General features: G+C 60.1%; 22 protein-coding genes. 9 read left to right on the top strand and 13 right to left on the bottom strand.

The window, feature by feature from the left end:
• Nucleotides 1-53 precede the first annotated feature (53 nt).
• Nucleotides 54-1,001: a glucokinase gene (locus BLO49_RS13635; protein WP_090649648.1), complete on the top strand. Its 948-nt coding sequence runs from the start codon at nt 54-56 to the stop codon at nt 999-1,001.
• Here BLO49_RS13635 and BLO49_RS13630 read toward each other — a convergent pair.
• The 7 genes from BLO49_RS13630 to BLO49_RS13600 form a co-directional block, all read right to left on the bottom strand.
• On the bottom strand, nt 998-2,164 hold the full coding sequence (locus BLO49_RS13630) for a DUF4861 family protein (protein ID WP_170828340.1): 1,167 nt from the start codon (nt 2,162-2,164) through the stop codon (nt 998-1,000). The two genes, BLO49_RS13635 and BLO49_RS13630, sit on opposite strands and share 4 nt — an antisense overlap.
• A gap of 9 nt (nt 2,165-2,173) precedes the next feature.
• Nucleotides 2,174-3,358 (bottom strand): glycoside hydrolase family 88/105 protein, encoded by a 1,185-nt coding sequence (locus BLO49_RS13625; protein ID WP_245679038.1) that lies wholly within the window; start codon nt 3,356-3,358, stop codon nt 2,174-2,176.
• 82 nt (nt 3,359-3,440) lie between these two features.
• Nucleotides 3,441-4,424, bottom strand: coding sequence for an N-acetylglucosamine kinase (locus BLO49_RS13620; protein ID WP_090649645.1), 984 nt, complete (start codon nt 4,422-4,424; stop codon nt 3,441-3,443).
• An 8-nt stretch (nt 4,425-4,432) separates the two neighbouring features.
• A complete protein-coding gene (locus BLO49_RS13615) occupies nt 4,433-5,596 on the bottom strand; it encodes an SIS domain-containing protein (protein WP_090649643.1) in 1,164 nt (387 codons plus the stop codon).
• Entirely contained in the window at nt 5,589-6,887 is a 1,299-nt protein-coding gene (locus BLO49_RS13610) for a D-tagatose-bisphosphate aldolase, class II, non-catalytic subunit (RefSeq protein WP_090649641.1), read from the bottom strand. The genes BLO49_RS13615 and BLO49_RS13610 overlap by 8 nt, the downstream gene beginning before the upstream one ends.
• Before the next feature lie 184 nt (nt 6,888-7,071).
• On the bottom strand, nt 7,072-7,980 hold the full coding sequence (locus BLO49_RS13605) for an EamA family transporter (RefSeq protein ID WP_090649639.1): 909 nt from the start codon (nt 7,978-7,980) through the stop codon (nt 7,072-7,074).
• 12 nt (nt 7,981-7,992) lie between these two features.
• Nucleotides 7,993-10,059 (bottom strand): glycoside hydrolase family 36 protein, encoded by a 2,067-nt coding sequence (locus tag BLO49_RS13600; RefSeq protein ID WP_090649754.1) that lies wholly within the window; start codon nt 10,057-10,059, stop codon nt 7,993-7,995.
• Nucleotides 10,060-10,194: 135 nt separating this feature from the next.
• Between BLO49_RS13600 and BLO49_RS13595 the strand changes: the two genes are divergently transcribed.
• Entirely contained in the window at nt 10,195-11,274 is a 1,080-nt protein-coding gene (locus BLO49_RS13595; RefSeq protein WP_090649638.1) for an amidohydrolase family protein, read from the top strand.
• 14 nt (nt 11,275-11,288) lie between these two features.
• On the top strand, nt 11,289-13,202 hold the full coding sequence (locus BLO49_RS13590) for an NPCBM/NEW2 domain-containing protein (RefSeq protein ID WP_090649636.1): 1,914 nt from the start codon (nt 11,289-11,291) through the stop codon (nt 13,200-13,202).
• Here the strand turns inward: BLO49_RS13590 and agaR are convergent, their stop codons facing one another.
• A complete protein-coding gene (agaR, locus tag BLO49_RS13585) occupies nt 13,203-13,997 on the bottom strand; it encodes a transcriptional repressor AgaR (protein WP_090649635.1) in 795 nt (264 codons plus the stop codon). It lies immediately after the preceding gene.
• A gap of 259 nt (nt 13,998-14,256) precedes the next feature.
• On the opposite strand from agaR, the gene BLO49_RS13580 reads away from it, so the two are divergent.
• The 3 genes from BLO49_RS13580 to BLO49_RS13570 all read left to right on the top strand — a co-directional run bounded on the left by BLO49_RS13580 (nt 14,257) and on the right by BLO49_RS13570 (nt 17,998).
• Nucleotides 14,257-17,067 carry a TonB-dependent receptor gene (locus tag BLO49_RS13580; RefSeq protein ID WP_090649753.1) on the top strand — a complete coding sequence of 937 codons (2,811 nt, stop codon included), beginning with the start codon at nt 14,257-14,259 and terminating at the stop codon, nt 17,065-17,067.
• Between the two features lie 124 nt (nt 17,068-17,191).
• Nucleotides 17,192-17,539: a RidA family protein gene (locus BLO49_RS13575; RefSeq protein ID WP_090649633.1), complete on the top strand. Its 348-nt coding sequence runs from the start codon at nt 17,192-17,194 to the stop codon at nt 17,537-17,539.
• 132 nt (nt 17,540-17,671) lie between these two features.
• A complete protein-coding gene (locus tag BLO49_RS13570; RefSeq protein ID WP_090649631.1) occupies nt 17,672-17,998 on the top strand; it encodes a hypothetical protein in 327 nt (108 codons plus the stop codon).
• Here BLO49_RS13570 and BLO49_RS13565 read toward each other — a convergent pair.
• Both BLO49_RS13565 and BLO49_RS13560 read right to left on the bottom strand, forming a co-directional pair.
• Entirely contained in the window at nt 17,995-18,291 is a 297-nt protein-coding gene (locus BLO49_RS13565) for a hypothetical protein (protein ID WP_090649630.1), read from the bottom strand. The two genes, BLO49_RS13570 and BLO49_RS13565, sit on opposite strands and share 4 nt — an antisense overlap.
• A 20-nt stretch (nt 18,292-18,311) precedes the next feature.
• Nucleotides 18,312-18,611 (bottom strand): antibiotic biosynthesis monooxygenase family protein, encoded by a 300-nt coding sequence (locus BLO49_RS13560; RefSeq protein WP_090649751.1) that lies wholly within the window; start codon nt 18,609-18,611, stop codon nt 18,312-18,314.
• A gap of 156 nt (nt 18,612-18,767) precedes the next feature.
• Between BLO49_RS13560 and BLO49_RS13555 the strand changes: the two genes are divergently transcribed.
• Together BLO49_RS13555 and BLO49_RS13550 are read left to right on the top strand one after the other, a co-directional pair.
• Complete coding sequence (locus BLO49_RS13555; protein ID WP_090649628.1) at nt 18,768-19,184, top strand: hypothetical protein; 417 nt, start codon at nt 18,768-18,770, stop codon at nt 19,182-19,184.
• 366 nt (nt 19,185-19,550) lie between these two features.
• Nucleotides 19,551-19,769 carry a hypothetical protein gene (locus BLO49_RS13550; protein WP_090649626.1) on the top strand — a complete coding sequence of 73 codons (219 nt, stop codon included), beginning with the start codon at nt 19,551-19,553 and terminating at the stop codon, nt 19,767-19,769.
• Here the strand turns inward: BLO49_RS13550 and BLO49_RS13545 are convergent.
• Both BLO49_RS13545 and BLO49_RS13540 read right to left on the bottom strand, forming a co-directional pair.
• The gene (locus BLO49_RS13545; RefSeq protein ID WP_090649625.1) at nt 19,766-20,296 is read right to left on the bottom strand and encodes a cysteine hydrolase family protein; all 531 of its coding nucleotides are present in this window, start codon (nt 20,294-20,296) and stop codon (nt 19,766-19,768) included. The two genes, BLO49_RS13550 and BLO49_RS13545, sit on opposite strands and share 4 nt — an antisense overlap.
• Nucleotides 20,297-20,363: 67 nt before the next feature.
• A complete protein-coding gene (locus tag BLO49_RS13540) occupies nt 20,364-22,538 on the bottom strand; it encodes an exonuclease domain-containing protein (RefSeq protein WP_090649623.1) in 2,175 nt (724 codons plus the stop codon).
• Between the two features lie 138 nt (nt 22,539-22,676).
• Between BLO49_RS13540 and BLO49_RS13535 the strand changes: the two genes are divergently transcribed.
• Nucleotides 22,677-23,609 carry a sugar phosphate isomerase/epimerase family protein gene (locus BLO49_RS13535; protein ID WP_245679037.1) on the top strand — a complete coding sequence of 311 codons (933 nt, stop codon included), beginning with the start codon at nt 22,677-22,679 and terminating at the stop codon, nt 23,607-23,609.
• Here the strand turns inward: BLO49_RS13535 and BLO49_RS13530 are convergent.
• On the bottom strand, nt 23,606-25,639 hold the full coding sequence (locus BLO49_RS13530; protein ID WP_245679036.1) for a TonB-dependent receptor: 2,034 nt from the start codon (nt 25,637-25,639) through the stop codon (nt 23,606-23,608). The genes BLO49_RS13535 and BLO49_RS13530 overlap by 4 nt on opposite strands.
• Nucleotides 25,640-25,698: the final 59 nt, after the last annotated feature.

Genomic DNA, 25,698 nt, shown 5'->3' with positions numbered 1-25,698 from the left:
CTCTGAAAATAAGCGGTGGAAAAGCCGCAACAGAGTAATACGGGGAGTGTCCAGTGACTGAACAGGTGCTGGTTTGTGACTTTTCCAAGGGTGCGCGCGTTAGCTTTGCGCTGGCGGAGATCGGGCGACGCCCCGGCGAAGCCGCCACCTTCATCTGCGCCAGCCGGGCGGATTTTGATGTGGCGCTGGCCCATTTCCTGGACGCTCATGGCCATCCGAAACTGAAGGGCGCCGCCGTTTCCGCCCGCCGATCCGAAGAGAACGGCCGGCTGACACGCCTGGAAGACGGCATGGAAATCACGCGTGAAGACCTGCGGGCGGCGCTTGATATCCAGCGCGTCAACCTGGTCAATTGCTTCGTGGCCCGCGCCCTGGCCATGCCCAAACTGCGCCGCGGCGAACGAATCAGCGTCCAGGAAGGCCAACCGGGCGAAGAGACGGTCATGCTGGTGCTGGGCCCAAATTACGGCCTGGGCAATGCCGCCCTGCTCTCCGATGGCGCCGGCGGCTGGACAGCCCTGCCCGGCGAAGGCGGACATTCCAGTCTGGCGGCCAAAACCGAACGCGAATGGCAGGTCATCAATGGCCTGCGCGACCTGCGCGGCGGCGTGGTGCGCGAAACGGCGATGTCGCAGCAGGGATTCCGCGACCTGTGGACCATACTGAACGCCCTGGATGACCAGACCGCACCCGAACTGTCGCCTGCGGAAATCGTCGAACGCGCCCGCTCGGGCGATGCCACCGCGTGCGAGGTTATCCACCTGACCACGGTCTGGCTGGCCGACATGGCCGCCGATATCGCCCTGATAATGAGTGCCACCAGCGGTATCTATCTGGCCGGCGCCTTGATGGATATCATTGGCGATGCGTTTGATGCCGAGGTCTTTGCCGCACGCTTTACCGAAAATCCGTCCTTCAGCGGTTTCCTCAGCCGAATTCCCGTCTGGCGCACCGCCGTTCCCGATATGGAACTGATCGGTCTGGCGACGCTGTTCGATTAACCGCCAATCGTCAGCGGATGGTTGAACTCGTCCATCGTCTGTTCGAGCCATGCCCTGAAGCCAGCCAGATCGCGGATGCCAGGTGCGGCGTCCCTGCCCTCCTGAGTCCAGCGGGCACCGAAGCGGGAATGGGCGTCGGTGAGTGATTTGAACTGGATAAATAGGGTCTGGCCGTCATTAACCGGCGCACCCGTCACATCACCGGCGCGATAGAAGACCGCCCAGCCTACGCAGTCGGGGCCATGCTCCTGCGGTCCCCAGGCGGCGATATAGGTCCAGTCGCGGGACGCTTGCGGGGTAAAGGTCTGGTCGCCGGGATGAATGGTCAGGCCGGTCACCAGAGGCTCGCCCACCTGATCGGCCTTTACGGTCACTTCGGTGATGACGCTGCCGGCTGTGATGGCATAGGTGGCGTGGATACTGCCCTTACCGCCGCCTATGGTATCGGCATCGACACCGGCTATGGCCGTCACCGGACCATTGGCGATCACGCGGCCAGTAATGGTCGAAGGCCCGATCTGCGTCGCCTTGCCGTCGCGCAGCAGTCCTATGCCACCAACGCCCAGCGACGCCCCGACCTTGAAGATATCCCCGCCCCAGGCGACCGGATACTGATAGTCGTCGAAGCCATGGCCGACATTGGGGAAGATCATGCCTGAGCAATACTTACCGAAGATGTCGGTGACATTACGTTCATCAAGATAGAGGCGATAGGCCACCTTGTCGGATTCCCAGCCGATACCTTCAAAGGCAATCAGGCCGTCATGAATGAAATGATCGGGCGGCGAAGTGAACCGGTCACGCAGATGGAAGGTGCCGCCCTTGATCGCACCGCCTTTATTCGCATCGCCTTCGAGATGGCCGCCATCCTGGATATTCAGCGTCACCAGAACACGCCGGGGCTGTTCAGGCGCGGCGTCAGGCGAAAGCGTCACCATGGTGTCACCAGCTTTCAGCGGCGCGACAAGCCGGAATTTCGCGTTGAGCGCCTGCACTGGATAGGCCGTATCGCCGATCCGGGCGGATTGCACCTTGGCATCCATAGGTGCCGGCAGGTCGATCACAGCACTATCGCGTGCCGGACCGGGATTATGCACGGTCAGGCTTTGCGCCTGTGCGCCGGTGGCCATGAGCGCGAGAGCAACAACGGATATGAAGCGCATCATATTCTCCTATTGCAGCTTGAGATCGGCCACGGCGGTGCCGGCCAGCAGGAAGGCGCCAACGCCGTAGAACTGCGTATCATCGTAGCCGACATTATCCGGGCGATCGCTGACCGGCTGGACGTAGCCCAGCTTGCCATCGGGATGGACCGCCGCCACCAGCGCCGCCCAGCCCTTGCGGACGGCCGGTTCGTATTCGGCGCGCGAAAGCGTACCGTTGCGCACACCCCAGGCCAGGCCGTAGGTATAGAAGGCGGTGCCGCTGGTCTCCGGCAGAGCTGTCTTCGGATCGGCCAGCAGCGAAGGCGCCCAGTAGCCGGTATCCAACTGGATCGCTTTAATCTTCGCCGCCATCTCCCTATAGAGCGCCACAAAGCGCGGATGGTCGACATCATTGGCCGGAAGAACCTCCAGAATACGCGCCAGACCGGCGAAGACCCAGCCATCGCCCCGGCTCCAGAAGACCTTTTCGCCATTCGGTCCGCGGCGGTCGAAGAAGCGGGCATCGCGGTAGAACAGGTGTTCGTCCTTGTCATAGAGAACGTCGTAGGTCGCCCAGAATTCCTTTTTGGCAAACTCGGCATAACGTGGGTCGCCGGTGGCGGCCGAAAGCCCGATCCATGTGGCCGGGGCCATGAAAAGGGCATCGCACCAGCACCAGCGATCGGTGCAGTTGGCATCGCCCTCCGCCGGATAGATCAGAGTGACATCGGCCGGCTTGGCCAGGATCGCGTCGAAACGCGCCTGCATCGGCTTAAGCGCACCGGCGGGTGCGCCGTGCTTCGCCGCCCACAGATAGGACTGGCCGATGACATGATCGTCGGCGTGATACACGCGCTTGCCGAGTTCCCATTTGTTGGCCTCGCCTCTTGCCAGGATCAGATCCTTGTAGATCGGATTGTGGCTATGATCGGCCATGTCGGTCAGGCCGACGAACAGCGCGCCCTGCACCCAGCCCTTCGGGTCTGGCGTATCCCAGGAGGCGTTCGCAGGTATCCAGCCAGCCGCCAGAGTGGCGATCTGATAATCGGCCACCTTTTCGGTCAGGGCGATAACATCCGCCGGCGCGAACGACACCTTTGCCGGCATGGCGCTTACCGTCGGCTTTGCGGCCTGCACCTGCGTCGCCGGCGCCGCCGCCATCAGGCCGCAGATCAGCCAGCTAAGGGCCATTTTGATCCTGAAGATATCCATGTCGCTTCCTGCTTTTTTTGTATCCGACAAACATCAATGGCAGATGGGCTTTTGTCAAACAGGCAGATGCGGCACCTGCTTTTTACAGGCGTGGCAGGGTGGCCAGCACATCGGCACTGAACGGCCGTCCCAAACGCCGCGCCGCATAGAGGGCCGATCCGATGCTGGGCGCATGGAGCGGCTTGCGCAGGTCATAGCGGGGGCTATCTGGCATCCGCGAGAAACTGTTGAGATGCTTGCGGAACGGCTCAAGGATCAGCGCACCGCATTTGAAGACACCGCCGGAATAGGACAGGACCACCGACTCATCCGGCGCGTAGTTCAGCTTACCGCGGATGGCATCCACAATGGCCGCCAGTTCATAGCCTGCTGAACCGAAAATCTTCAATGCCACGCGATCGCCAGCCTCGGCGGATTGCGACACCAGCTTCGACATGGCGGCGATCTTGTCACGCGAGGGCGTTTCGCGGCCAAAGACATACCCGCAGATATCCAGGTCGTTTTTCAGGTCCAGCGCCTGCATGAACACGTCATAGAGCGGCCCTTTTACCAGCCGGCCATCGGCCATGCGCGAAAAGGCATTGAGGCCGGAAATGGCGATCCAGTAGGCAGAGCCTTCGTCGGAAAAGACTTCGCCCCAGCCGCCGCCGCGTGCCGACAGGCCGCCATGCTCGCCATAGCCGATCGAGCCGGTGCCAGCCACGATATTGATGCCGTCGGCACCCGCCAGCGATCCGGCCCAGCCGCAGATCATGTCATTGCCGCAGGCATAACGACGATGCCCCAGCACCGCTTCCGGCACAACATCAAGCATCGGCTCGGCGATAGAATCCTCGCCATAGGCGGGCAGGCCGAAAAAGGCGAAATCGATATCTTCCGGTTTTCCGGAAACCTGAGAAAGCACAGCCTGAACACCTTCGGCCAGCAGTTCATGCAGGCCATCGAAGCCGATCTGGATATAGTAGCACGAACCGCCCTGATAAGTGGCCCGCACATGCCCTTTAGCATCGACCAGGACGAATTCGGTCTTGGTGCCACCACCATCGACGCCTAACAGATACCCCATTATCCGATTTACCCCAGTTCGTGGATACGCACGCCCTGCACGACGCGATTGACCGTGCCCGACGCATTCGGCTTGTCGGGCGTCAGGCCATGGTTCAGGGATTCGTAAAAGGCGAAAACCTGCGGACAGATGATATAGGGGAAAAGCAGGTCGGTGTCGTCGGCCGTTTCCAGCCCCCGGATGCGCACCGTATCGGCCGCCTCGACGCCGACGCCATCCTGCGCCGTGATGGCGATGACGCGGGCGGCGTCATTATCCTTACGCAGCTCGTCTAGCAGATCGCCATCATAGCCGCGGGTATAGGCGTTGTTGGAGAAGAAGACGACCACCAGGGTCTTGCTGTTTACGATGGTCTTCGGGCCATGGCGGAAACCGAGCGGCGAATCGAACATGGTCACCAGACCGCCATTGGTCAGTTCCAGCAGCTTGAGACCGGACTCGCGCGCCAGCCCCTGGAAGATATGACTACCAAGATAGACGATGCGTTCATAGCCTTCCGAGGCCGTCTGCTTCATGGCCGCGGTGTAATCGGTAAGCACACCTTGCGTCGCCGTGGCGATGGCCTCGATACGGCCCTGCATGGCCTCAATGCCGGAAAACGCCGCCAGTGCCGCATAGGTCATGCACGAGAAGCTGGAGGTCATGGCGAAGCTGCGGTCATGCGTCGCTTCCGGCAGCAGGATGGTCAGCCCCCTGGCGCCCTGGCCATAGGCCGCAAGCGCGCCCTCCGCGTTACAGGTGATGACCAGATGATGCAGGTCGATGACGAAGCGATCGGCCAGTTGCGCGGCGGCGACGCTTTCGGGACTGTTGCCAGAACGGCCGAAGGAGACCAGCAGGGTCGGCGTATCCGTTTCGAAATAGAGTTGCGGGGCGCAGGCGAGATCGGTGGTCGGGATGGCCTCAACGCGCGTTTTCAGGCGCGCCGCCAGAGCTGGCGCCAGGCATTCGCCAATAAAGGCCGAGGTGCCGGCGCCGGTCAGGATAATGCGTGCCTTGCGATCAAGCAGCGGCTTGAGAAAGGCTTCGATCGCGTCTTTTTGTGCAGAGAGCAGGCTTTGTGTCTGGCGCAGCATTTCCGGCTGTTGCTCGATTTCGCGCGCCGTCCATAAAGCGCCCAGCCTTTGCAGCTCCGCCTCATCGATACCAAGTTGAGTTACAGGGTCAGGCATCAATCAACTCCAAAATAGGCGTACAGGCGGCCAGATAGGCATCGAGGGTGGCGCCGATATGGGCGATCACCAGGTTTTCAGGTGTCAGTTTCAGGCCACCGGCACGGATAGACGCATAGGCATCCGGCAGATACTGGCTGACCAGGGCCAAAGGCGGTGGCGACTGCGTCAGGTTGCCGAACAGCCTTTCCTGCGCCGCCTGGATCTTGTCATCGGGCCAGTAATAGCGGATGCGGTCGGAGAGGCTGTATTGCAGGTCAAACTGCAGGGCCGCGCCTGTGGCGTGATAATATTTCGCCCAGTTCTTCGGCTCGGCCGTCATGCGATCGATGACCACTTCGCGGAAGCCCGATTGTTTGTCCGGTGCGATCCATTCGCCTTCGATGGCATCGAGCGCCCACAGCGCCTCGCGCAGGGCGAAGGTGACGCCGGGGCCAACCTTGAGGATAGCGAAATGGTCCTCGACCAGTTGCTTCAGCGCCTTCGGCGTCTGGTAATCGGTGGAATGGGCCTCGAAAACAATCGTCGGCAGGCTATCGATGGCGTGGCTGAGTTTGACCGCCTTGGCGCGGCTATAGTCGATGACCTTGTGGTGATCGAACTCGACGCCAGGCTGCACCACCGTTGCGATAACACGCGGCCAGGCAGCGGAAAGCCCCAGTTCGGCAAAGATCGCCATGTGGGTTTCGATGGTGGCCAGTGCGGCTTCGGGCGTGGTGACCTCCAGTTCCGGCAGGTCTTCATGGGCGCCGCCCGGCACCGGCACTTCGGTGCCGATGACATAGACCGGCGGTTCACCACCGACCCTGGCGTGGGTCGCTTCGGCGATAGCGATCAGGCGGGCGGCACGGCGGGCGATGGTCTCTTCCGGCAGGGGCACCGGATCACCGGCGCATGACATCGAGCAATCGGCGTGGATCTTGCGGAAGCCGGCAGCGACATATTGTTCGATCAGCACTTCGGCTTTTTGCATTGCCTCATCAGCGCCAAGATGCGTCCAGGGATTGGGACCAAGGTGATCACCTCCCAGCAGGATGCGCTGGCGAGCAAGACCAACCTTGTCGGCGATGGCATGGACGAAGGCGACGAAATCGGCCGGTTTCATGCCGGTATAGCCGCCGTCCTGATTGACCTGATTGCAGGTCGCCTCGATCAGGGTGACGTCGGATTTTCGCTTCAGCGCGTGAACAAAAGTCGCTTCCACGACCAGTGGGTGCGCCGAGCAGACCGAGGTTATACCGACCGCCTGCCCGGCCTTGTGGCGGGCGACCAGATCGAGCATGGCCTTCATGGAATATCCCTTTAAGTCAGAGTCTGTGTGTTAAAGCGACTCTTACTGCAACAGACGACACAACGCAACCAAAACAATGAAAACGAAACATATAAATTTCGTTTTTATGGTCTTTAGATGAAACGCGAAACAAAAAAGACCGATCCTGAAGGGAACACAGGACCGGCCATCAGTTGAGATAAAATCAGGCCGCCAGGGCCAGCAGGGCCGAAGCGATCACCGCCAGCACCAGGCCGACAATTTTCAGTTCGCCGGGGATGACATTGGCGACGACCAGCGAAATCACCGCCGTTACCAGCGGCGCACCGGCATTGGTCAGGGGCGCCACCACGATCGCCTTGCCATGACGGAAGGCATAGACCAGACACAGGGCGCCGATGGCATTCAGTACCTGGATGGCCGCAGCCAGCCACGGCCCATCCAGTCCCCAGTTGATCGGCTTGCTGAAATCGGTCATCAGCCAGGCCACCGGCACCAGCATCAGGCCGGTGATCATCATGTAGAAGAAGATGCTCTCGGCGCTCATCGAATTATTGGAGAGTTTCATGAAATAGGCCTGGACGCCCCAACACGCCATGATGATCAGGGCGAGCGGAAACCACACCCCGCCATTCATGAAGCTGAACCCCTTATCCGGCGAGAAATCGAACATCGGCAGGGCGATCAGGGCCAGCACCACACCGAGCAGGCCCAGCTTTGTCGTCCGCTCTTTCAGGAAGGCAGCCGACATCAGGATGGTCACCAGCGGCGACAGCGAAATCACCGGAAAGATCAGATAGGCCGGGCCGGTATTGACGGCATAGAACAGCACCATCTGGCCACCGGCGCCCAGCAGGCCGATGATCAGGCCGTAGAGGATGGATTTCGGATCGCGGTCGAGCTTCCAGCCCGCCCTCGCCAGCACATAGAGCGCCGGCAGGATCATGGTCACCGCCCACACGCAATAGGTCAGGGTTTCAGGGAAGCCCTTCTGCGCCGAGATGCCGGTAAAGGCGCCCCAGACGCCCCACAGGGCCACAACGGCCAGCGCAAAGATCAGCCAGCGCTTGCCGGTCGCCGCCACAGGTGTGCCTTCCGGCATCGGTTCATTCATGTAATTCCCCCTTTAAACCGGCGTGGCTTCAATCAGCAGGAAGCGCTCGAATTTTGCCGGAATTCGGTTCCTGGCCGGCGCGATATCACCCAAAGCCTTGTCGTTGAAATAGTCGCGCAGGCGGTAGCGTTTCTTCGTCAATCCGCGCAGCTCCACCTCGCCATCCCACTTGTCAGCATAGAAGGCGTAATAGAACTTGCCGTCCTTTTCGACGGCATGGGCTTCCGGCTTGTCGAAGCCGATATCGTAAAGTTCGCCGCGATACTGGCCGGTGGAAAGCATGTGTGTTTTGTAAAGCCCCACCCACTTGCGCCACATCACCTCGCGCTCCGGCGTCAACTGGAAGTTCTCGCCCTTTTCATGGCCCGGCCCCGGCCAGGTGAACTTGGTCGAGACGATGCCGCCTATGCCGACGGTCGAGGCGAAATCGTCGCCGCCATCGGAAAGCTCGACGTGATCACCGGCATAGGCCGCATCGCGCCCCATCAGGCCCTTCAGTGACTTGCCCTTCAGGCGCACCTGCCACGAGCTGAGCGGATCAGAGGCCGGCACATGATTGGTGTAGGGCAGGTTATGGAAGGCGTAGGACGTGCCGCACGGGCAGAATTCGACCACCGCATTCGGATTGATCTCGCGTGCCGTGTCATAGATCAGCTTCCAGAAATCCTGGAGATGCTCGACAGAGTCTTCCGGTTTGGCGTGATTGTGCGCCGGATTATAACAGGGCGCCACGCCGTTCATGTGCTGACCATCGAGTTTCAGCCCCTCGAAGCCCCACTCGCCGATGATTTTACGGATAAGCTGGCGATAATATTCGCGCGTCGGCTGGTAGGCCGGACACAGATAGAAGGCATTCCACCAGGTGACATTCTGCACCGCGCCGTCCTGATTGAGCAGCAGCATGTCAGTGTGATCGTGCAGCAGGTCGGTGCCCGGATCGACAGCCAAAGGCGCCAGCCACAGGCGCGGCCGCAAGCCCGCCTTTTTGATCGACTGCACAAAGGCGATCATGTCCGCGTCCTTACGCGGAAACTTTTTCGCATCGAGATACCAGTCGCCCTCGGAGGTCTGCCAGCCATCATCGAGCACGGCCCAGCCCAGCCCCACATCTTTCGCCTTGGCAAAGGTGCTTTCGATCTCCTCCACCGTGAAATTGCGCTGATAGCCCCAGGCGCACCAGACGGGCTCGTAGGATTCCGCCGGGGGCTTCGGCGCCGCCAGACCACGATCGGCCATCACCCGGCGGTAGGTATCGAGCGTGGCGTAGTGATCGCGCTGGTGGACACTGATAAAGGTATCGAGCGTGGTCAGGCTGTCGCCGGCTTTCAGTGTGGCGGCATGATCATAGCGGATACCGACACCGGCGCCGGCCGCCGTGGCAATCAGCGGCAGGGAGATCAGCTTGGGCGTGTTTTCGATATGGCCGACCGCCAGACCGGCATCCGGCCGCCAAACATCGACGATCGGCGTGCCGCTGCCATAATCGGAGGCGTTCATGCCCATGAAATTCGGCTGATCGAAACCGGCTTTGACCGGCTGCACCCAATCCCGGCGGTCGTCGTGTGACGAACCGGAAAAGGACCAGAAGGTGGTGCCTTTCAGCATATGGCTGTGCGACGTCCAGGCGGCGACATCGATGTTGGCGCTGCCAGTATTGCGATAGGTGACTTTGGCGATGGCGAAGCCGGGATAGCGGTCATAGAACGCGATCTCGACCGTCTTTTCCAGCCCTTCCGGAGAGACGCCGCGCACGGTGTACAGAATGCCCTTGCCGTGGATATCGCTGAGCGGCTTCTGGCTCTTGTCGGCGAAAGTAAAGCGGTCAATCAGCGTACCATCCTTGAGCGTCACCGTTTCCGACGGCGCGAAATCGGTCAGTTCGACCGCCTTGCCATTTTGTCGGGCGATGATGCGGCTATTCAGGCTCAGGTCGAAATCGATGGCGATGGCGGAATCACCGACCGTGGCGACGGAAGCGCTTTGCGCGCGGCCGGCCGTGGCCATCAGCCCGGAAGCCATAACCGTGCCCGACAATAGCTTGAGCATACCGCGCCGGCTGGTCAGGTTCTGCGTTATCATGGTCGGCGCCTCCCCGCTGTTGCGCATGGTTCATTTTTGATCTTGCATAAGTCAAATTAAAAAGGCAAACAAAAAGACATGAAAACGCAACATTAAATTTCGTTTTCTTTGTTTTCAAAATTTGGGAGCCGGAATATGACCAGACGCCGCCTGTTTTTGAGCCTTCTCGCCACGGCCTCATTGCTCGCCACAGGGGCCTGCGCCGCCGATCCGGGCTATACGGTGGCCGATTTCGCCAAGGTGAAAAAGTTCGACTCCCACGTCCATGTCAATGTCACCGATCCGGCCTTTGTCGACCAGGCGAAGGCAGATGGTTTCGAGCTCTTGAGCATCAACGTCGATTATCCGGAATTTCCGGCCCTCGCCGATCAGGCCGCCGTCGCCCATCACTTCCATAATGCCGATCCGGCGCATTTTCACTTCGCCACCGCCTTCACCATGAAGGGTTTTACCGCGCCCGGCTGGGCGGAAAAGACCAATGCCTGGCTTGATTCCGAATTCAAACAGGGTGCCGTGGCGGTCAAGATCTGGAAAAATGTCGGCCTGATCGAACGCGATACTGACGGCAAGCTGATCTTCATCGACGACCCGCGCTTTGATCCGGTGATCGCCCACATCATTGCCGCCGACAAGGTGCTGATAAATCACCAGGGCGAACCGAAAAACTGCTGGCTGCCGATGGATGAAATGAGCACGGATAATGACCGCTCATATTTCAAGGCGCATCCGGAATACTACATGTACCTGCACCCGGAAATGCCGCGCTACGAAGCGCTGATGGCGACGCGCGACCGCTTCGTGGCCCGTCATCCCGACCTGAAATTCGTCGGCGCTCACTTCGCCAGTCTGGAATGGAGCGTCGATGAAGCGGCGAAATTCCTGGATGCCTATCCCAACGCCAATATCGAACTGGCGGCGCGGATCACGCAGATCCAGGCCCAGTCGGTGCAGGATTACGACAAGGTACGGAATTTCTTTATCAAATACCAGGATCGCATCATGTACGGCACCGACCTGACGCTGAATCCGGGGGAAAACCCCGCGGAATTCAAAAAGGTGGCGCACGACTACTGGCTGTCGGACTGGACCTATCTGGCGACCGGCGAAAGCCAGCACGTCAGCGACATCCACGCCGACGCAAAGGGCCTGGCCCTGCCCAAGGCCGTTATCGATAAGATATATTACCGCAATGCCGTCCGCGAATATCTGAACTGACAGGAAACGCCTTAATGCCCCGCTACAGGACGCTCATCCCTGCCACGCTCGCTATTGCGGCCGCTTTGTTCGCCAGCGGTTCGGCCATGGCTGATACTTTGGACGCGACTGGTCATTTAGAAGTTACCGGCAAATGGACCGCCAAAACTCGTGGCCAGGCGCTGACCCCGCCGATGGGCTGGAATTCGTGGAATGCCTATCGCACCGAAGTCGATGAGGAAAAGGTGCTCGGCGCCGCCCAGGCTTTGGTAGACAGCGGCCTTGCCAAACTCGGCTACAACTACGTCAATATCGATGACGGCTGGTGGCTGAAGCGCCGCACCTCCGATGGACGGATGCTGATCCGCACGCAGATATTTCCGTCGGCAAAATTGAAAGGTGACAGCAGTTTCAAGCCGTTCACCGATCGCATCCACGCCATGGGATTAAAGGCCGGCATCTACAGCGACATGGGCCGCAATGCCTGCTCGCAGCGCTTTGACCTGCATTCGCCCAACCTGCCTGAGGGCACAGCGGCCGAACGCGAGGTCGGGTTATATGGCCATGTCGATCAGGATATCGATCTCTATTTCCGCCAGTGGGGCTTTGACTATATCAAGGTCGATGCCTGCGGCCTGAACTATTACGGCCCAGATGAGCCGGTGGTGAAATCGGAAGGCTACCGCGCCTTCGCGCCGATTATCGATCAGAGCGCCATTAACCGCACCGATATTCCGCAGGTTCGCGCCCTGTATCAAAGCGTCTCTGACGCCCTGGCCAAAAGCAACCCGGATAACGATTACATCCTGTCTCTTTGCAACTGGGGCACGGCCGATGTGCGCCAGTGGGGCCATGACGTCGGGAACATGTGGCGCACCAGCCAGGACATTACGCCGGAATGGACAAGAATGCTGCATACCTTTGACAGTGCCGCCACGCGTGCCCTCTATGCCCATCCTGGCGCGTGGAATGATCCGGACATGCTGTTCGTCGGCCATGGTGATTTCGATGAAAACCACCTGACCGAGGCGCGCTCGCATTTCAGCCTGTGGGCCATTATCAACGCGCCCCTGATCATTGGTTATGACCTGCGCAAGGCGCCGAAATCCCTGCTGGATATCTGGGGCAATGCCGATATTATCCGGCTCAATCAGGACAAGAGCGGCCATCAGGCGGTGCTCGAATATATGTCCGATGATGTCGAGATCTTTGTCAAAACCCTGAGCAATGGCGACAAGGCCGTGGCCATTTTCAATCGCGGACTGGCGCCGGCCGATGTGGCGCTGACGGCTGCCCATCTCAAGATGACCGGCACTATCGCACTTACCGACCTCTGGTCTAAGGCTACGCAAAGCTTCAGCGGCGAAACCCTGCTGAAGGTTGCGCCGCGTGAGACGCTTGTCTTTGAGGCCAGGGGCGCGCGGCAACTGGCCGATGGCCTGTACCTTTCGGAAATACCCGGCAATATCCATGTTGCCGAGGACGGCGTGATCGTGCCGCAACCCGATCCGATGGTCCACCGCATGATCAGTCCGTGGGACAGCAGCCGGGGCGGCGGTTCGCGGGCGGCCTATACCGGCTGGGGCGGGGCGCAGGCCGATTCCACGCCCTATGACCAGAATTTGCAGGTGGCTGGCCATCCCTTCGCCACTGGCATCGGTATACTGGCCGGCTCGCGCATGGAAGTGAAAAATGATGGTTTCACGCGCTTCGAGACGCAGGCCGGGGTGGATGACACCACCCAGAACCTCAAGGACGCGGTGATCTTTCAGGTCTATGGCGACGGCAGACTGCTGACGGAAACCAAAAGCGTTTACGGCGAGCCGGCAAAGACCCTGAACGCCGATATTTCCGGCGTAAAAGTGGTGGAACTGGTGGCCCGTGCCGACAATCGCACAAGTGATCTACCGCTGATCGTCACCTGGGGCGACGCGGCGCTGAAAAAATAATCAGGCCATATGCAGCTTGAAACCGAGGCGGTCGGCAGCCTCCCGAATGAAGTCAGGCGCGTCGGCATCGGTAATCAGGGCGTCGATCTCGCTGATGTCGATAATGCGATGCAGGCAGACCTTGCCGAACTTCGATGAGTCGGTAATGGCGATCACCTGGCGCGCCGTCTCGACCATCTTGCGATTCAGTTGCGCTTCCGGTTCGTGGTGCGTAGTGATGCCGCGCTCGACATCGAAACCATCGACGCCGAGGAACAGCTTGTCGAGCAGTAGGTCATCTAGCGCCGCTACAGTCTGCGCGCCATAAAAGGCCATGTTCTTGCGGCGCAGCTCGCCGCCCAGCATAACGATCTTTATCTTTCGTTTCTGCGCCAGGGCCGACAGCACCTCGAAATCATTGGTGACGACCGTGACATCCTCGTCATCCGGCAGAAAACGGGCGATCTGGAGCGCCGTGGTGCCCGAATCGAGCATGATCGAATCACCCGGCTGCACCATAGATGCGGCGAGGCGGCCGATCCGTTCCTTTTCTTCCGGGTGGCTGGTGCGCTTGGCCTCGATCGGCGGCTCGGCATTGACCGTCACCACTTCCGAGGAAATGGCGCCGCCATAGGCGCGTGTGGCGATGCCGTGCTCTTCCAGATAGTGCAGGTCCTTGCGGATGGTCTGCATGGAGACGCCAAACTGTTCCGACAGGGCCACGACCTGTACGCTGCCTCTCGATTTGAGCATGGCCGTGATCTCGCGCCGGCGCTCTGAGGTATCGCGCGTCAGTTTTACCGCACCTTCGGCCATTTTGTTTCGGTCCCCGGACTCACAGGTTTCGTTTCGATATGCCGCTTATCCCTCAAACACAGCGGAAATTCAACATCGACCATCAGTTTCAGGCTGGCAAAACCCGGCGGCCTGATCAAATATGTGTCAAATTTGCTTCTTTTTTGTTGCGATTAACATATAAAACGAAAGATAATGTAGACAAAACAACAAAAGCGTACATAAATCGCAACATAAGGGAATGAGCGCCGCCACGCGCCATTATATATGGAGACTAGAAATGCCGACCATAGGAATGAAACGCAAATGGCTTGCTTCGGGCGCCGCACTGATTGCGCTTGCGACAGCGCCCCACGTCAGTGCCCAGGAAACCCCAGCCGCCGATCCGGCCACCACTGAAGTCCCCCAGGAAGTTATCGTCGTCGGCGTCCGGGCCAGCGTCGCGCGCGCCGTCAAGCTGAAGCGCGATGCCACCACCGTGCAGGATTCGATCAGTGCCCTGGAACTCGGCATGTTCCCCGACGATAACGTCGCCGACTCGCTCAGCCACATTACCGGCGTGTCGATTTCCCGCACGGCCGGCGGCGAAGGCCAGAAGGTCAGTGTCCGCGGCCTTGGGCCGGAATACACGCTCTCCACCTTCAATGGCCGCATCCTGGCGACCGACGGCGCCGGCCGCGACTTCGCCTATGATGTGCTGCCCTCCGATGTCATCAGCGGCGCCGATGTCATCAAGGGGGCCGAAGCCTCGCTGACGGAAGGCGCGATCGGCGGCCTGATCAACCTGCGTTCGGCCAGCCCGTTCGACAAGCGCGGCCAGCACGGCATCCTGCGCCTGGAAGGCGACCGCAACCAGATGTCCGAACTCGACGGGCAAAAGCTGTCCGGCGTCTACAGCAACACCTTCGCGGACGACAAGCTGGGTGTCCTGTTCGGTGTCGTCCTCGAAAAGCGCGACGACCGCACCGACGTGGCCGGCAATGACGGCGGCTGGACGCGCAACCCCGACCCCACCGATGAAAGCTGGCTGTGGGGCAATGCCTGGGGCGGCAATATCGACCCGAACAACAATGGTGTGCTCGATCCGGAGGAATATGGCCTCATCGGTCCGGGCCAGTTCCGCGTCGGTTCCATCTTGGAGCAGAAGAAGCGCAGCGCTTTCACCGCCAAGGTCGAATGGCGGCCGAACGACAATTTCCGCCTGGTGGTGGATGGTCTGACAACGAAACTCGATTCCCCGCAGGTCGGTTACCAGCAGTCCTTCTATCCGCTGTATGCGCCCGGCCGCTGGTCCAACATGGTGATCCAGAACGGTATCGTCACCAGCTTCGACATGACCAACCCCGATCCGGAGATGCGGCTCAATCCGGAACTGCTCAACCAGACCTCCTACCGCGTTGTCGAAACCGACCTGTTCGGCGCCAATGCCGAATGGCGCGTGAGCGACACCCTGACCCTGACCGGCGATGTCTATCGCTCGACCTCATCGCGTCATTCCGGCGGTCAGGACAGCTATGTCGTGCTGCGAATGAACCAGCCCAATTCGGCTCATATCGAACTGACCGGCGCCTATGTGCCGAGCGTCACCGTCAATTTCGACGACGGCCGTGATCTGTCGAGCGGGCTGGCCAGCGGCGCCTTTACCGACTCCGATTTCAACACCCACTATTTCTCGCTGGCAGGCGACAATATCGACGATGAAATCAACGGCGCCTCGTTCGCCGGCAAGTGGGCGGCCAGTAAGGGATGGCTTGAAAGCCTGCAATTCGGTGTCACCTATACTGACCGCAAGAAGTCGCGCGACCTGATCAACAACTCGCTGACCGGCGGCGCCGACTATTATTCCGGCGACAATGCGATCAATGTCGGCGATCTCGGCAGCAACGTGATTTCGCACAGCTTCACCCTGCCCAACTTCATGAGCGAAGTGCCCGGCAACTTCCCGCGCACCTTCCTGGCGTTTGACGTGCCCGCCTATGAGCAGGCCCTGGCCGCCTATGACGGCCACCTGCGCCCGGATGGCGAGCCCTACACTTATGCCGATGCGGCCCCGGTCTGGAACCCGCTGCAAAGCTATCGCGTCGGTGAAAAGACCTGGGCCGGCTTTGTGCAGGCCAATCTCTCCGGCGAGCGCTGGACGGGCAATGTCGGCCTGCGCGTGGTGCAGACGCAGACAACCGCCCAGGCGTGGGATGCCAAAATCCTCGACATCATCGAGAACGGCGCCTTCAACTACACCGCCGTCTATGCCGATCCGACCTCGGTGACGCAGGACAGCGAATATACCTATTGGCTGCCCTCGGCCAACCTCAACTACCGCCTCACCGAAACCCTGCGCCTGCGCCTGGGCGCCGCCCGCACCATGGCGCGTCCGTCAGTCGAAATGCTGGCCCCGACCAATACCACGGAAAGCGTCTCGTGGGGTGAGTTCACCCAGATCTACGGCGGCAATGCCAACCTGCGGCCCTATTCGGCCGATCAGGTTGACGCCTCTCTGGAATGGTATTTCGGCAAGAACTCGATCTTCAACTTCGCCGCCTTCCACAAGCATATCAAGGACCAGATCACCAGTAGCTGGGAACCGGGCCAGGATATCGGCGTGCCGGGCTATCTGTTCAATGTCAGCCGCCCGATCAATGGCGATTACGCCAAGGTCAGCGGCATTGAAATCGGTCTCCAGCACTTCCTGGAAAACGGCCTGGGCGTGCGCGCGCAATATACCCGCAACTGGTCCACGAGCTTTGTCGGCGACCAGGAGCGACCGCTCGAAGGCATTGCGCCGTCGGTCTACTCGCTCGGCCTCTTCTATGATCATGGTCCGATCTCGCTCAGCCTGACCGGCGACCATACGGACGGCTTCGTCACGGCCACCAATGTGCTCGGCGCCGGCTATAACGAGCAGGCCGATCCGATCACCTGGGTGACGGCGCACGCCTCCTACAAGATCAATGAACACCTGGACATCACCCTGGAAGGCCAGAACCTGCTCGACGAGGCCAATACCTACAGCATCAACGGCAATCCATTGCTGCCGCAGGGCTATTACCGCTATGGCGCTTCTTACAAGCTCGGCATGAGCTACCGCTTCTAGGCTGACTGACCGTTCTCATATCCTGATGCCCGTCCGGCACGACCGGACGGGCATTTTTTGTCTCAGGACTGTTGCCAGGCACACCAATCCCCGGCATGGCTGCGCAGTCAAGAAGGAGCTTCATATGACTATCAAAAGACTCGACCCCGGCAAGCGCATGAGCCAGGCCGTCATCCATAACGGTATCGTCTATCTGGCCGGCCAGGTCGGCGAACCGGGCACCTCGCTCACCGAACAGACCACTGTCGTGCTGGCGCAGATCGATGCCCTGCTGGCCGAGGCCGGCACCGACAAATCGCGCCTGCTCACCGCCACCATCTGGCTGGCCGACATGGCCGATTTCGCCGCCATGAACGCCGTCTGGGACGCCTGGGTCGACCCGGCCAATCCGCCGGCCCGCGCCACCGGCGAAGTCAAACTGGCCGCGCCGGAATACCGCGTCGAGATCATCGTAACGGCGGCGCTTTCCTAAATTTGGTATGAAAGCGCGTGGCCTCCGTCACGCGCTTTTTTGCTTACGCGCTGTTGATGGGCCGTGCCGGAAGCGTGATGTCCATTTTTATGCCCGGTGGTTTATGCTGACGATCCGCATAAGGAGCCCGTCATGACAGAACTCACCGTTCCCGCCCGGCAAACCCCTTTGACAAAACCCGCCCCCTTCCAGCCGCCCTTACATCCGAACGCGCTGGAACCGGAAAGCGAGCACCCCGGCATCTGGGACTGGACGCCGCGCGCGGATGCTGTATGGCAGGCCGCCGAAGCGCGCAATGCCCCGCTGAAGGCCCGGCGCCCGCTCGGCGGTTCAGAAGGCGTTCCCGAAACCCAGCCCGATACCAATGATCTGCTGAACGTGGCCCTGACCGTGATCGCGGGTGTAAGCCTCGGCGTGGTGATCACCACGATCTTGCGGGTGATCCTGCCCCGGGATTAGTTCGGATTTTTCGCCAGGGTCATGGCGACATTATAGAGAAAATCGCTGTTTTCATGCATCCGCTTGTCGGCCAGACGCAGGGCTTCGGCAATGCGCTCCGCCGGCGCCGGATGACGCTCATCCTTCAACCAGCGCTCGATCGAGCTTTCCGACACGCCGGTCGCTTCGGAAATCTGACGCGCCAGCGAACCGCGCGGATCAGTGCGCCATGCCAGATCGGCAATACGGGCGAATTCGAGCGGAGTCAGCAGCGACTTGCGCGTCTCGCGGGCGGGCTTGGTTGGTTCGGTCATATCAAAAAATCTCTTGGTCGTCAGAAATACTGGCCAACGGTTTCACCATGCACCACTTTAGGGGCGTCGGTAAAGAAGGGACCGGCCAGGGCACGCCATTGCTGAAAATTATCGCTGCTGCGGAAAGTGACCATGTGATGATCGACCGTTTCCCACAGAACGCGCAGATTATACAGGCCCGGCGTCTCGATCACCTTTTCCAGCGACATGCCGTGACAGCCTTCGGCGCTTTTAAAGTGCGGCGCGGCAGCCGCCACGGCGGCTTCAAAGTCAGCGGCCCTAGCAGGATCGATGGTCAGGGTGGCGATTTCGGTGATCATGTCGGTTCCTTGGCTATCCGGCATCCGGTGCGGCCTCTATGTCACGCCGCGCGACCGATCTCAAGATGCTTATTACAGCCTTATTTTGACAAGGGATGATCGCCAGCGTGACTTTATCCGTCAGCGCCTAAACTTGAACCTTCACAGGAGGACTCCATGGCCGATTTTGACATCAGGACCGATCAGAACGCGGACGCCCGGACGTGCAGTTCCGGCAGCGGCACACACCCGTCCGACGTGGCGCGCGGGTCGGACCAAAACGACCCCTTCCCCCCCGAAGGTACGGACGAAAAAATCATCTCGCCGGTCAGAACCGGCGAGGATGCGATCAGCGAAGCCGACACCCTCAAGGCGACAAAGAGTGCGCTCGGTCTGGACGCCAGCCACAAGGCCGGAATGATCGATACCGTCACGACCTTCGTAACGGCCTTCCTGACGGGCTTTTTCCGCACGACGCCCCATCGCACGCAATTGCGCCGTGATAAGAAATTGCGCGATAATCTTGATGAAGGTCAGATCGATTCCATGATCGATGACAGCTTTCCGGCCAGCGACCCGCCCAGCAGCTACTGATGCTTACCAACAGAAACGGCCCCGAACATGGGGCCGTTTTCTTACGGTTCAGACAATAAAAAACCAGAGAGGTGAATGGGTTGACATGTGTCAAACGCTTCGTCTCTCTGGCTTTTTTATTGTCATTGAGTTTGACTCTTTGACATTTTCAGTATCTCAAATCATCCGTAAGGAAAAAAAGCAGAAAGGCAGGCACTTTCGTAAAAAAGCCGTAAGCGATGAGACGTAAACCTTCCCGCTGCGGCACAAATACGCGCAAGAACGGGCGTATACGGTTCACCAAATCCTTACATGATGGAAACGGTTAAGCTGTGTTTTCTGATGATTTTCGCGGTTAGATTAGCACTACAAAAATGAGGTGCCGCCATGGACTATATCGACGCCCCCAACACCTACGCCGCCATTCCCGCCAGGGACACGCTAAGCATGAAGGCTGAGCGTCTATTGGAAAACTACCGCAACCTGCCGAAAACGAGCCTGGCCCTGGCCGGACTGGCCGGCGTGGGTGTGCTGGCTATCCTGGGTGGCCTGTGGATGGGAAAGAACAGGCTTTTCCCGCACCACATCGCGGATTGTGAGGACTAGACGCGGCCAGCCGAGGCTTCCGGGCCGGTGCTCTTTATGATGTGCTGCGGTCCGATCAGCTTGCCCATGAGCTTGATTGCCGGATCGTGAAACTCCGCGCCCTTGTCGCTCGCGCACAGGTCTTCCAGCACCCACGGCCGAATATTCAGTTCAAACAGATCAAGCACGCTTTTGAGAATACAGGCTTCGGTGGCGATACCGGCAATAAAGACCTCACGCACGCCCCAGGTTTTCAAACGCACCAACAGGGTTTCGGTGACGCAGCTGTAGAGAGGCCGGCTGATGACCACGGCGTCATCGCGCGGCAGAAGCGCCAGTTCGGTTTCCGGGCTTTTCGGAGGCATCCTGTCATAGCCGAGTATCTTCCGGAACGGCGAGGGCTCCGGATTATAGAACCTGGTGAAAATGACATGATCGAACTCGTACTGAAGGTTTTCCAGCGGGGTTACCACATGCTGCGAATGCGGCGTGATGAAGCCTTCCTGGACATCGATCACGATCAGCACCTGCGGCAATTCTTCCGACATCTTCCCTCCAAAGCCGGCACTATAGTGCCTGTTTATAAGGATTCGACGCCAGAGTGGATCAGTATTTTTAGTCTACTGTGATATTTTTGCGATTTTTGGCGTTTGGCAGATACATTTCCAGGCGCTTTTCGTTCACCAGGTTCAGCAGGGCCGCTGCCGCGCGGGCATCCGCTAGCGCCCGGTGGTGATTGACCAACTCGATATCGAAGGTGCGGCACAGGTTCGCCAGGCCATAGGAAGCCTGGCCAGGATAGTGTTTGCGCATGGCCGCGCAAGTACACAGCTTCGGGTGACGGAAGCGCCGCTCGATCCGGCGAAACTCGCTGGCGATGAACCCATGATCGAATGTCGCATTATGCGCCACAAAAATGGCGCCTTCTATGAAATCGGCGAAGTCATCAGCGATATCAGCGAATTTCGGCGCATCGCGCACCATATCGTTGCTGATGCCTGTCAGTTGGGTGATGAAATGCGGGATGCGCTTTTCCGGATTGATCAGAGACGACCACTCGCCGATGATTTCGCCCTTACGGACCTTGACCGCGCCGATTTCGGTGACCCGGTCATTGGGCGGCCGCCCGCCCGTGGTTTCGACGTCGACCACGACATAGACCTGGTCCGGATCGGTGCGGTAGGTCACGCGGCAGATATCGGCTTCAAAGCCGATATTGCGCAGCAAATTCAGCCGCGCCAACTGGTGACGACGGATTTGGTCGCCTTCGCCCTTGATCTCGACGAAGCGCACCTGCCCGTCACGGATAAGCACCAAATCGGGGAAACCATCGCGCAGGGCATGGAAATCTTCCGCCATTTTTTGCAGCAATACCGCCACGGCTTCGGATGGTGCGGCGGTCAGAAACGAGGTGACCAACGCCTCCAGGCCATCGAACCAGTCAAACAGACCGTTATGTTCGCCCTGTCTTTGCCGGATCGTTTCGCGCAGCATTTTCAGCGCCGTGCCGGACTGCACACGCGCCAGCTTTTCCGCGATCTCATCGGCAAAGCGCGTATGGAAAATCTTGTCCTTCAGGCTTTGCGGGCGTTGGTCAAATTCGGAGGCAAAGCCGGCACCGCTGCCAAACAGCTCCTCCCAGAAGACAAGTCCGAACAATACCGGCCACAGGCCGTTTTCGGTGTGATGCGCGGTCCAGCCCTGCCGGGCATAGACCTGCATGGCGGCAAATTCGGCGTCGCCACGATAAAGCTCATCGACCTCGATCGTCTCCGCCGAACGCAGCAATTGCGTGTAGACTCCAATGCGCTGCTGGCCGAACTTGCGGGCATAAAAATCGCTGGCGAAGATATATTCCTCGTCATGCGCCGGGCTTTCCAGCATGGCTTCCAGCCGGACCTTCGCCTCTTCGGCCGCGCCGATATTATACAGCAGGCGCACACTGCGCTCATGGCTCTCAAAGGCGCCGGACCGCGCATAAACGGCAAGCGCCGAAGCAGCATCTCTCTGTTTTTCAAACGCCAGGCCGATCTGGTGCAGCAGGGTATCACGCAGGCCGATCGCGGGTTCCGCCAGCGGCATCGGCCAGTCATCAAGCGTTTCGGCCAGCGCGCGAAAATCCGCCCCGTCTTTCAGGGCGCGGAGCTGCCGCGTGTAGAAATAACCGGCCCGTGCCTCTTCCAGAGTCTCGAAGCGCGCCTGGTAGCTGTCGCGCGCTTTCACCGACACGACGCCCAGGTCACGCAGGGCGAAGCTGGTCATGTTGTCGCTGAGTTTGCCGAAATAGAGATAGAGCAGGAAGCCCAGCGTCTCCTTATGTTCGGGCACGAAATGATCCGAGTGCAGGAAACCGGATGAAAAGCGCTCGTAAGGCAGGTGTTCATACAGGAAGCCGACCAGTTTCGGCTTGCTCCAGCCGCTTTTCACCTCAAGCTGATGACCGCGCGCCAGGTCGATCAGGTCCGGCTTCGGACGATCGTCCAGACAGGCGCGATAATCACGCACGTCGATCTCGCGGATAAAACCGTGCGCGCGCAACTGGTCAAGCCCGCCCCACAGGTCGCCGATCTCCTGATAGGCCAGGTCGCGCGGCGAAAAAACGGCCTTCTTGCGGTTGCTCATGCGGATATAAAGGCACTGCGCCCATTCATCGAGCGCATCGAAACGCGTGATGAAAGCCCGCTCTTCCGTGCCCAGCATCGCGCCGTAGACCGAGGTGAGGAAGCCGATCATTTCGCGGAAATGATCGCGGTAATAGAGCGGCGGAAGAGTGGTGAATTCGCGGGACATGACCAAAAGTTCTATATATGTTCTCGCAGCAATCCACAAGGACGCATTCGTAAGAGCGGCGATTGTATTCGATTACAATTCGTGCTTATCTGCGACGGATCGCGGCGCAGACCGTGCTTTTACAGGCAGGAAGATACCATGACACAACCCGTCCCCTCGCGCCGCCACATGCTCCTCGGTGCAGGCATATTCAGCCTGACGGCGCTTGCCGGCTGCAAAGCGCCGCCTGCTCCTGCACCTGAAACCAAAGCTAAAAGCGTGCTGGCAACCTGGCCGGTCGGCGTCCAGCTCTATACAGTCAATGCCGAACTGGCGAAGGACATTGCCGGCACCCTGAACGCGGTGAAAAACGCCGGTTATGACGTCGTCGAGACGGCCGGCACGCAAGGCAAGACCGCCGCCGAATACAAAGCCCTGATCGAGTCGGCGGGGCTGAAAGTCCGCAGCGCCCACTCCAACATGCCCAAGCTGATCGACAATCTCGACAAGGAAATAGCCGAGGCCCTGGCGCTCGGCGCCGAATGGCTGGTCTGTTCCTCGCCGAAGACGCCCGCCCCCCTGCCTGCTGGCAGCGACTGGATAACCGGCATGATCAAGGCCATGACTCTGGATGCCTGGAAAATGAATGCCGAACACCTGGCGGCCATCGCGCCGGCCATAAACAAGGCGGGCCTGAAACTGGCCTGGCACAATCACCCGATGGAATTCACCGATCTCGGCAACGGGCAGACCGGCTACGATATCCTGATGGCCGCCGCTCCGGCCGACCAGTTGCGCGCCGAGCTCGACCTCGGCTGGGTGGCGGTGGCCGGCGCCGATCCGGTGGCGATGATGAAGAAATATGCCGATCGTCTCGACCTGCTGCACGTCAAGGACATGATCAAGGACGCGACCATCCCGGCCGGATTCCGTTCGACCGAAATCGGCAAGGGCATGATCGACTGGAAGCCGGTCTTCGCCGCCGCGCAGGAACTGGGCGTGAAGAATTACTTCATCGAACAGGAGCCGCCCTATCTCAAGCCGGTGATCGAGTCGCTCAAGGAAAGCCGTGCCTATATCGCCACGCTTTAACGCCGATAACTCAGGGTTAGCGTGACCATGCGGCTGGTGTCGAAACTGACCGTGCCGTCATTGCTGCGCTGGATCTGGATCGCCGCGTCGAAGGCATTATCGACACGCAGGCCCAGGCTGACCCGCGGCGTAAACGAATAGTCCAGCGCCAGGTTTAAATTGCTGTAGGGCTTCAGCGGCAGGGCATTGAGATCGTCCTCGAAGCTCTGTCCCTCGAACAGCCAGTCGGCACGCCAGCCGAATTTCGCCATCTGCCCTTCGGCGCCGATCGAGGCGCTGTAAGCCGGTGCTTGGGCGGGCCGCTTGCCATTGACCGCTGCGTCTGCCTTGCCGACGCGCGCATGGGTGGCGGTCAGGGCGGCATTGAGCGCCAGGGTATCGCTGATCTGATACTGAGCCTGCGCTTCCAGCCCATAGGCACGGATTTCACCGACATTCCGGCGCTGACGATAGGCGCCGCCTGCGGGAATAAAGCCGGCCACCGGAAAGGTGCCCGGCCCGATACCGAGCGTGACATTGGTGACCGGATCGCTGACGATATTGGAGAAGATATCGGCGTCGAGATGCAGGCGCTGGCCACTGCGCCGCCAGCCGATTTCACCACCGGTCAGGGTCTCCGGCTTCAGGTCGGCATTGGCTTCGGTGACATCATTGCCGACGCGGAATGGCCGGTAGAGTTCATTCAGGCTCGGCGGCCGGAAGCCGCTGTAGATGGCCGCGCGCAGGGCATTTTGTGGCGAGACCTGATATGCCACCCCCAGCCGGCCAGACCCGACGGTCTGCTGTTTGGATGGCAGGTCCAGATCGAGTACGGGCAAACCGGTGGTCAGGTCACGTTCGAAGCGATGCGCGCCCGAGGTCTTCCATTCATCGATGCGCACCGCACCGGTCAGGGTCCAGCGGTCAATGGCGTGTGTGCCCTGCACATAGAGTCCGGCCAGGGCATTCTCGCCGCCGGAGACGCGATACCGTGTCGCCGCACCGGCCATATAGCGGTAATATTCGCGCGACTCCCCCTCGCCGGTACGGGCATCGATGCCGATTTCCCATTCGGAATGGAGGGTCTGGTGGCGGATCGCCGCATTAAAACCATCGCCTGTCGCCGGCGTCTTGACCTGATCATTGGCCAGGGACGTGCCGCTGCGGCCGGGCAGGACTGACATCGAGCGGTTGGAGAGGTCTGAGTCCTTGTGCCAGATTTGCAAACGATAACCGAGCGCCTCAGCGGTCGGCTGGCGCGTCCAGGCCAGGCTGATCTGATCGCCTTTCGATCGCGCCACAGCCCCTTTCAGGCCGGTCTCGCGCATACTGTCATAGCCTCCGGCCAGCAGGGACAGTTCGCCCTCAGCCACCGCCCACTGGCCATTGATCAGCAGGCTGCGGTCCCGGCCGTGTGTCGCCACATCGGCGGCACCGCGCTGGCTGCCGCGCACGGGTATATCACCCTCAAGGGTCCGGTCGGTGAGATGGACGCCGATATGATTGCCCATGGCAAAACCGGCCTGAAGGCCACCACCGTCATGATTATCGATACTGGCCTGGATATAGGGACGTAAAGCCTGCGGCGGTACAAGCGACAGATCGACCACGCCGGTCAGTGCGCCCGCGCCATAGGCCCCGCCGCCAGCGCCGCGTACCACATGGGCGCTGGCGAGTCCGTCCGATGGAATGCCGGCCCAGATCACCCAGCCGCCGAAGGGGTCGTTCTGCGGAATACCATCCATCGTCACCAGTGCCCGCCCGGCGCCGGACGGGGCGATGGCACGCAATGACATACCCTGCACGGTCGGATTGGCGGTCAGGCTGGACGAGCGACGGAACAGGGACGCCTGTGCCGTTTGTTTCAAAACCTGGTCAAGCGAGGCGCCGCCGGTCAGTTGAGTACCGGTCAGATCCACACGGCTGAAAACGGCATCCCCGCTATAGGGGGCGAAACGCTGCCCCTGGACAATGACTTCCGTCGGCGGCTCAGCATGGGCCGACATCGCCACCATTGCCAGCAGGCTCACCCCCAGATATCGAACCGCCACTATCCACCTCCCGCAAATGCGCCGGTACTCTTTTGCGGGAATAAAATAAGAAATCCAGC

This window comes from Asticcacaulis taihuensis (genome assembly GCF_900100255.1).
GTDB classification, from domain to species: domain Bacteria; phylum Pseudomonadota; class Alphaproteobacteria; order Caulobacterales; family Caulobacteraceae; genus Asticcacaulis; species Asticcacaulis taihuensis.
Note: the sequence above shows the minus strand (reverse complement) of the source record. Positions and strands in the feature narration are given on the sequence as shown.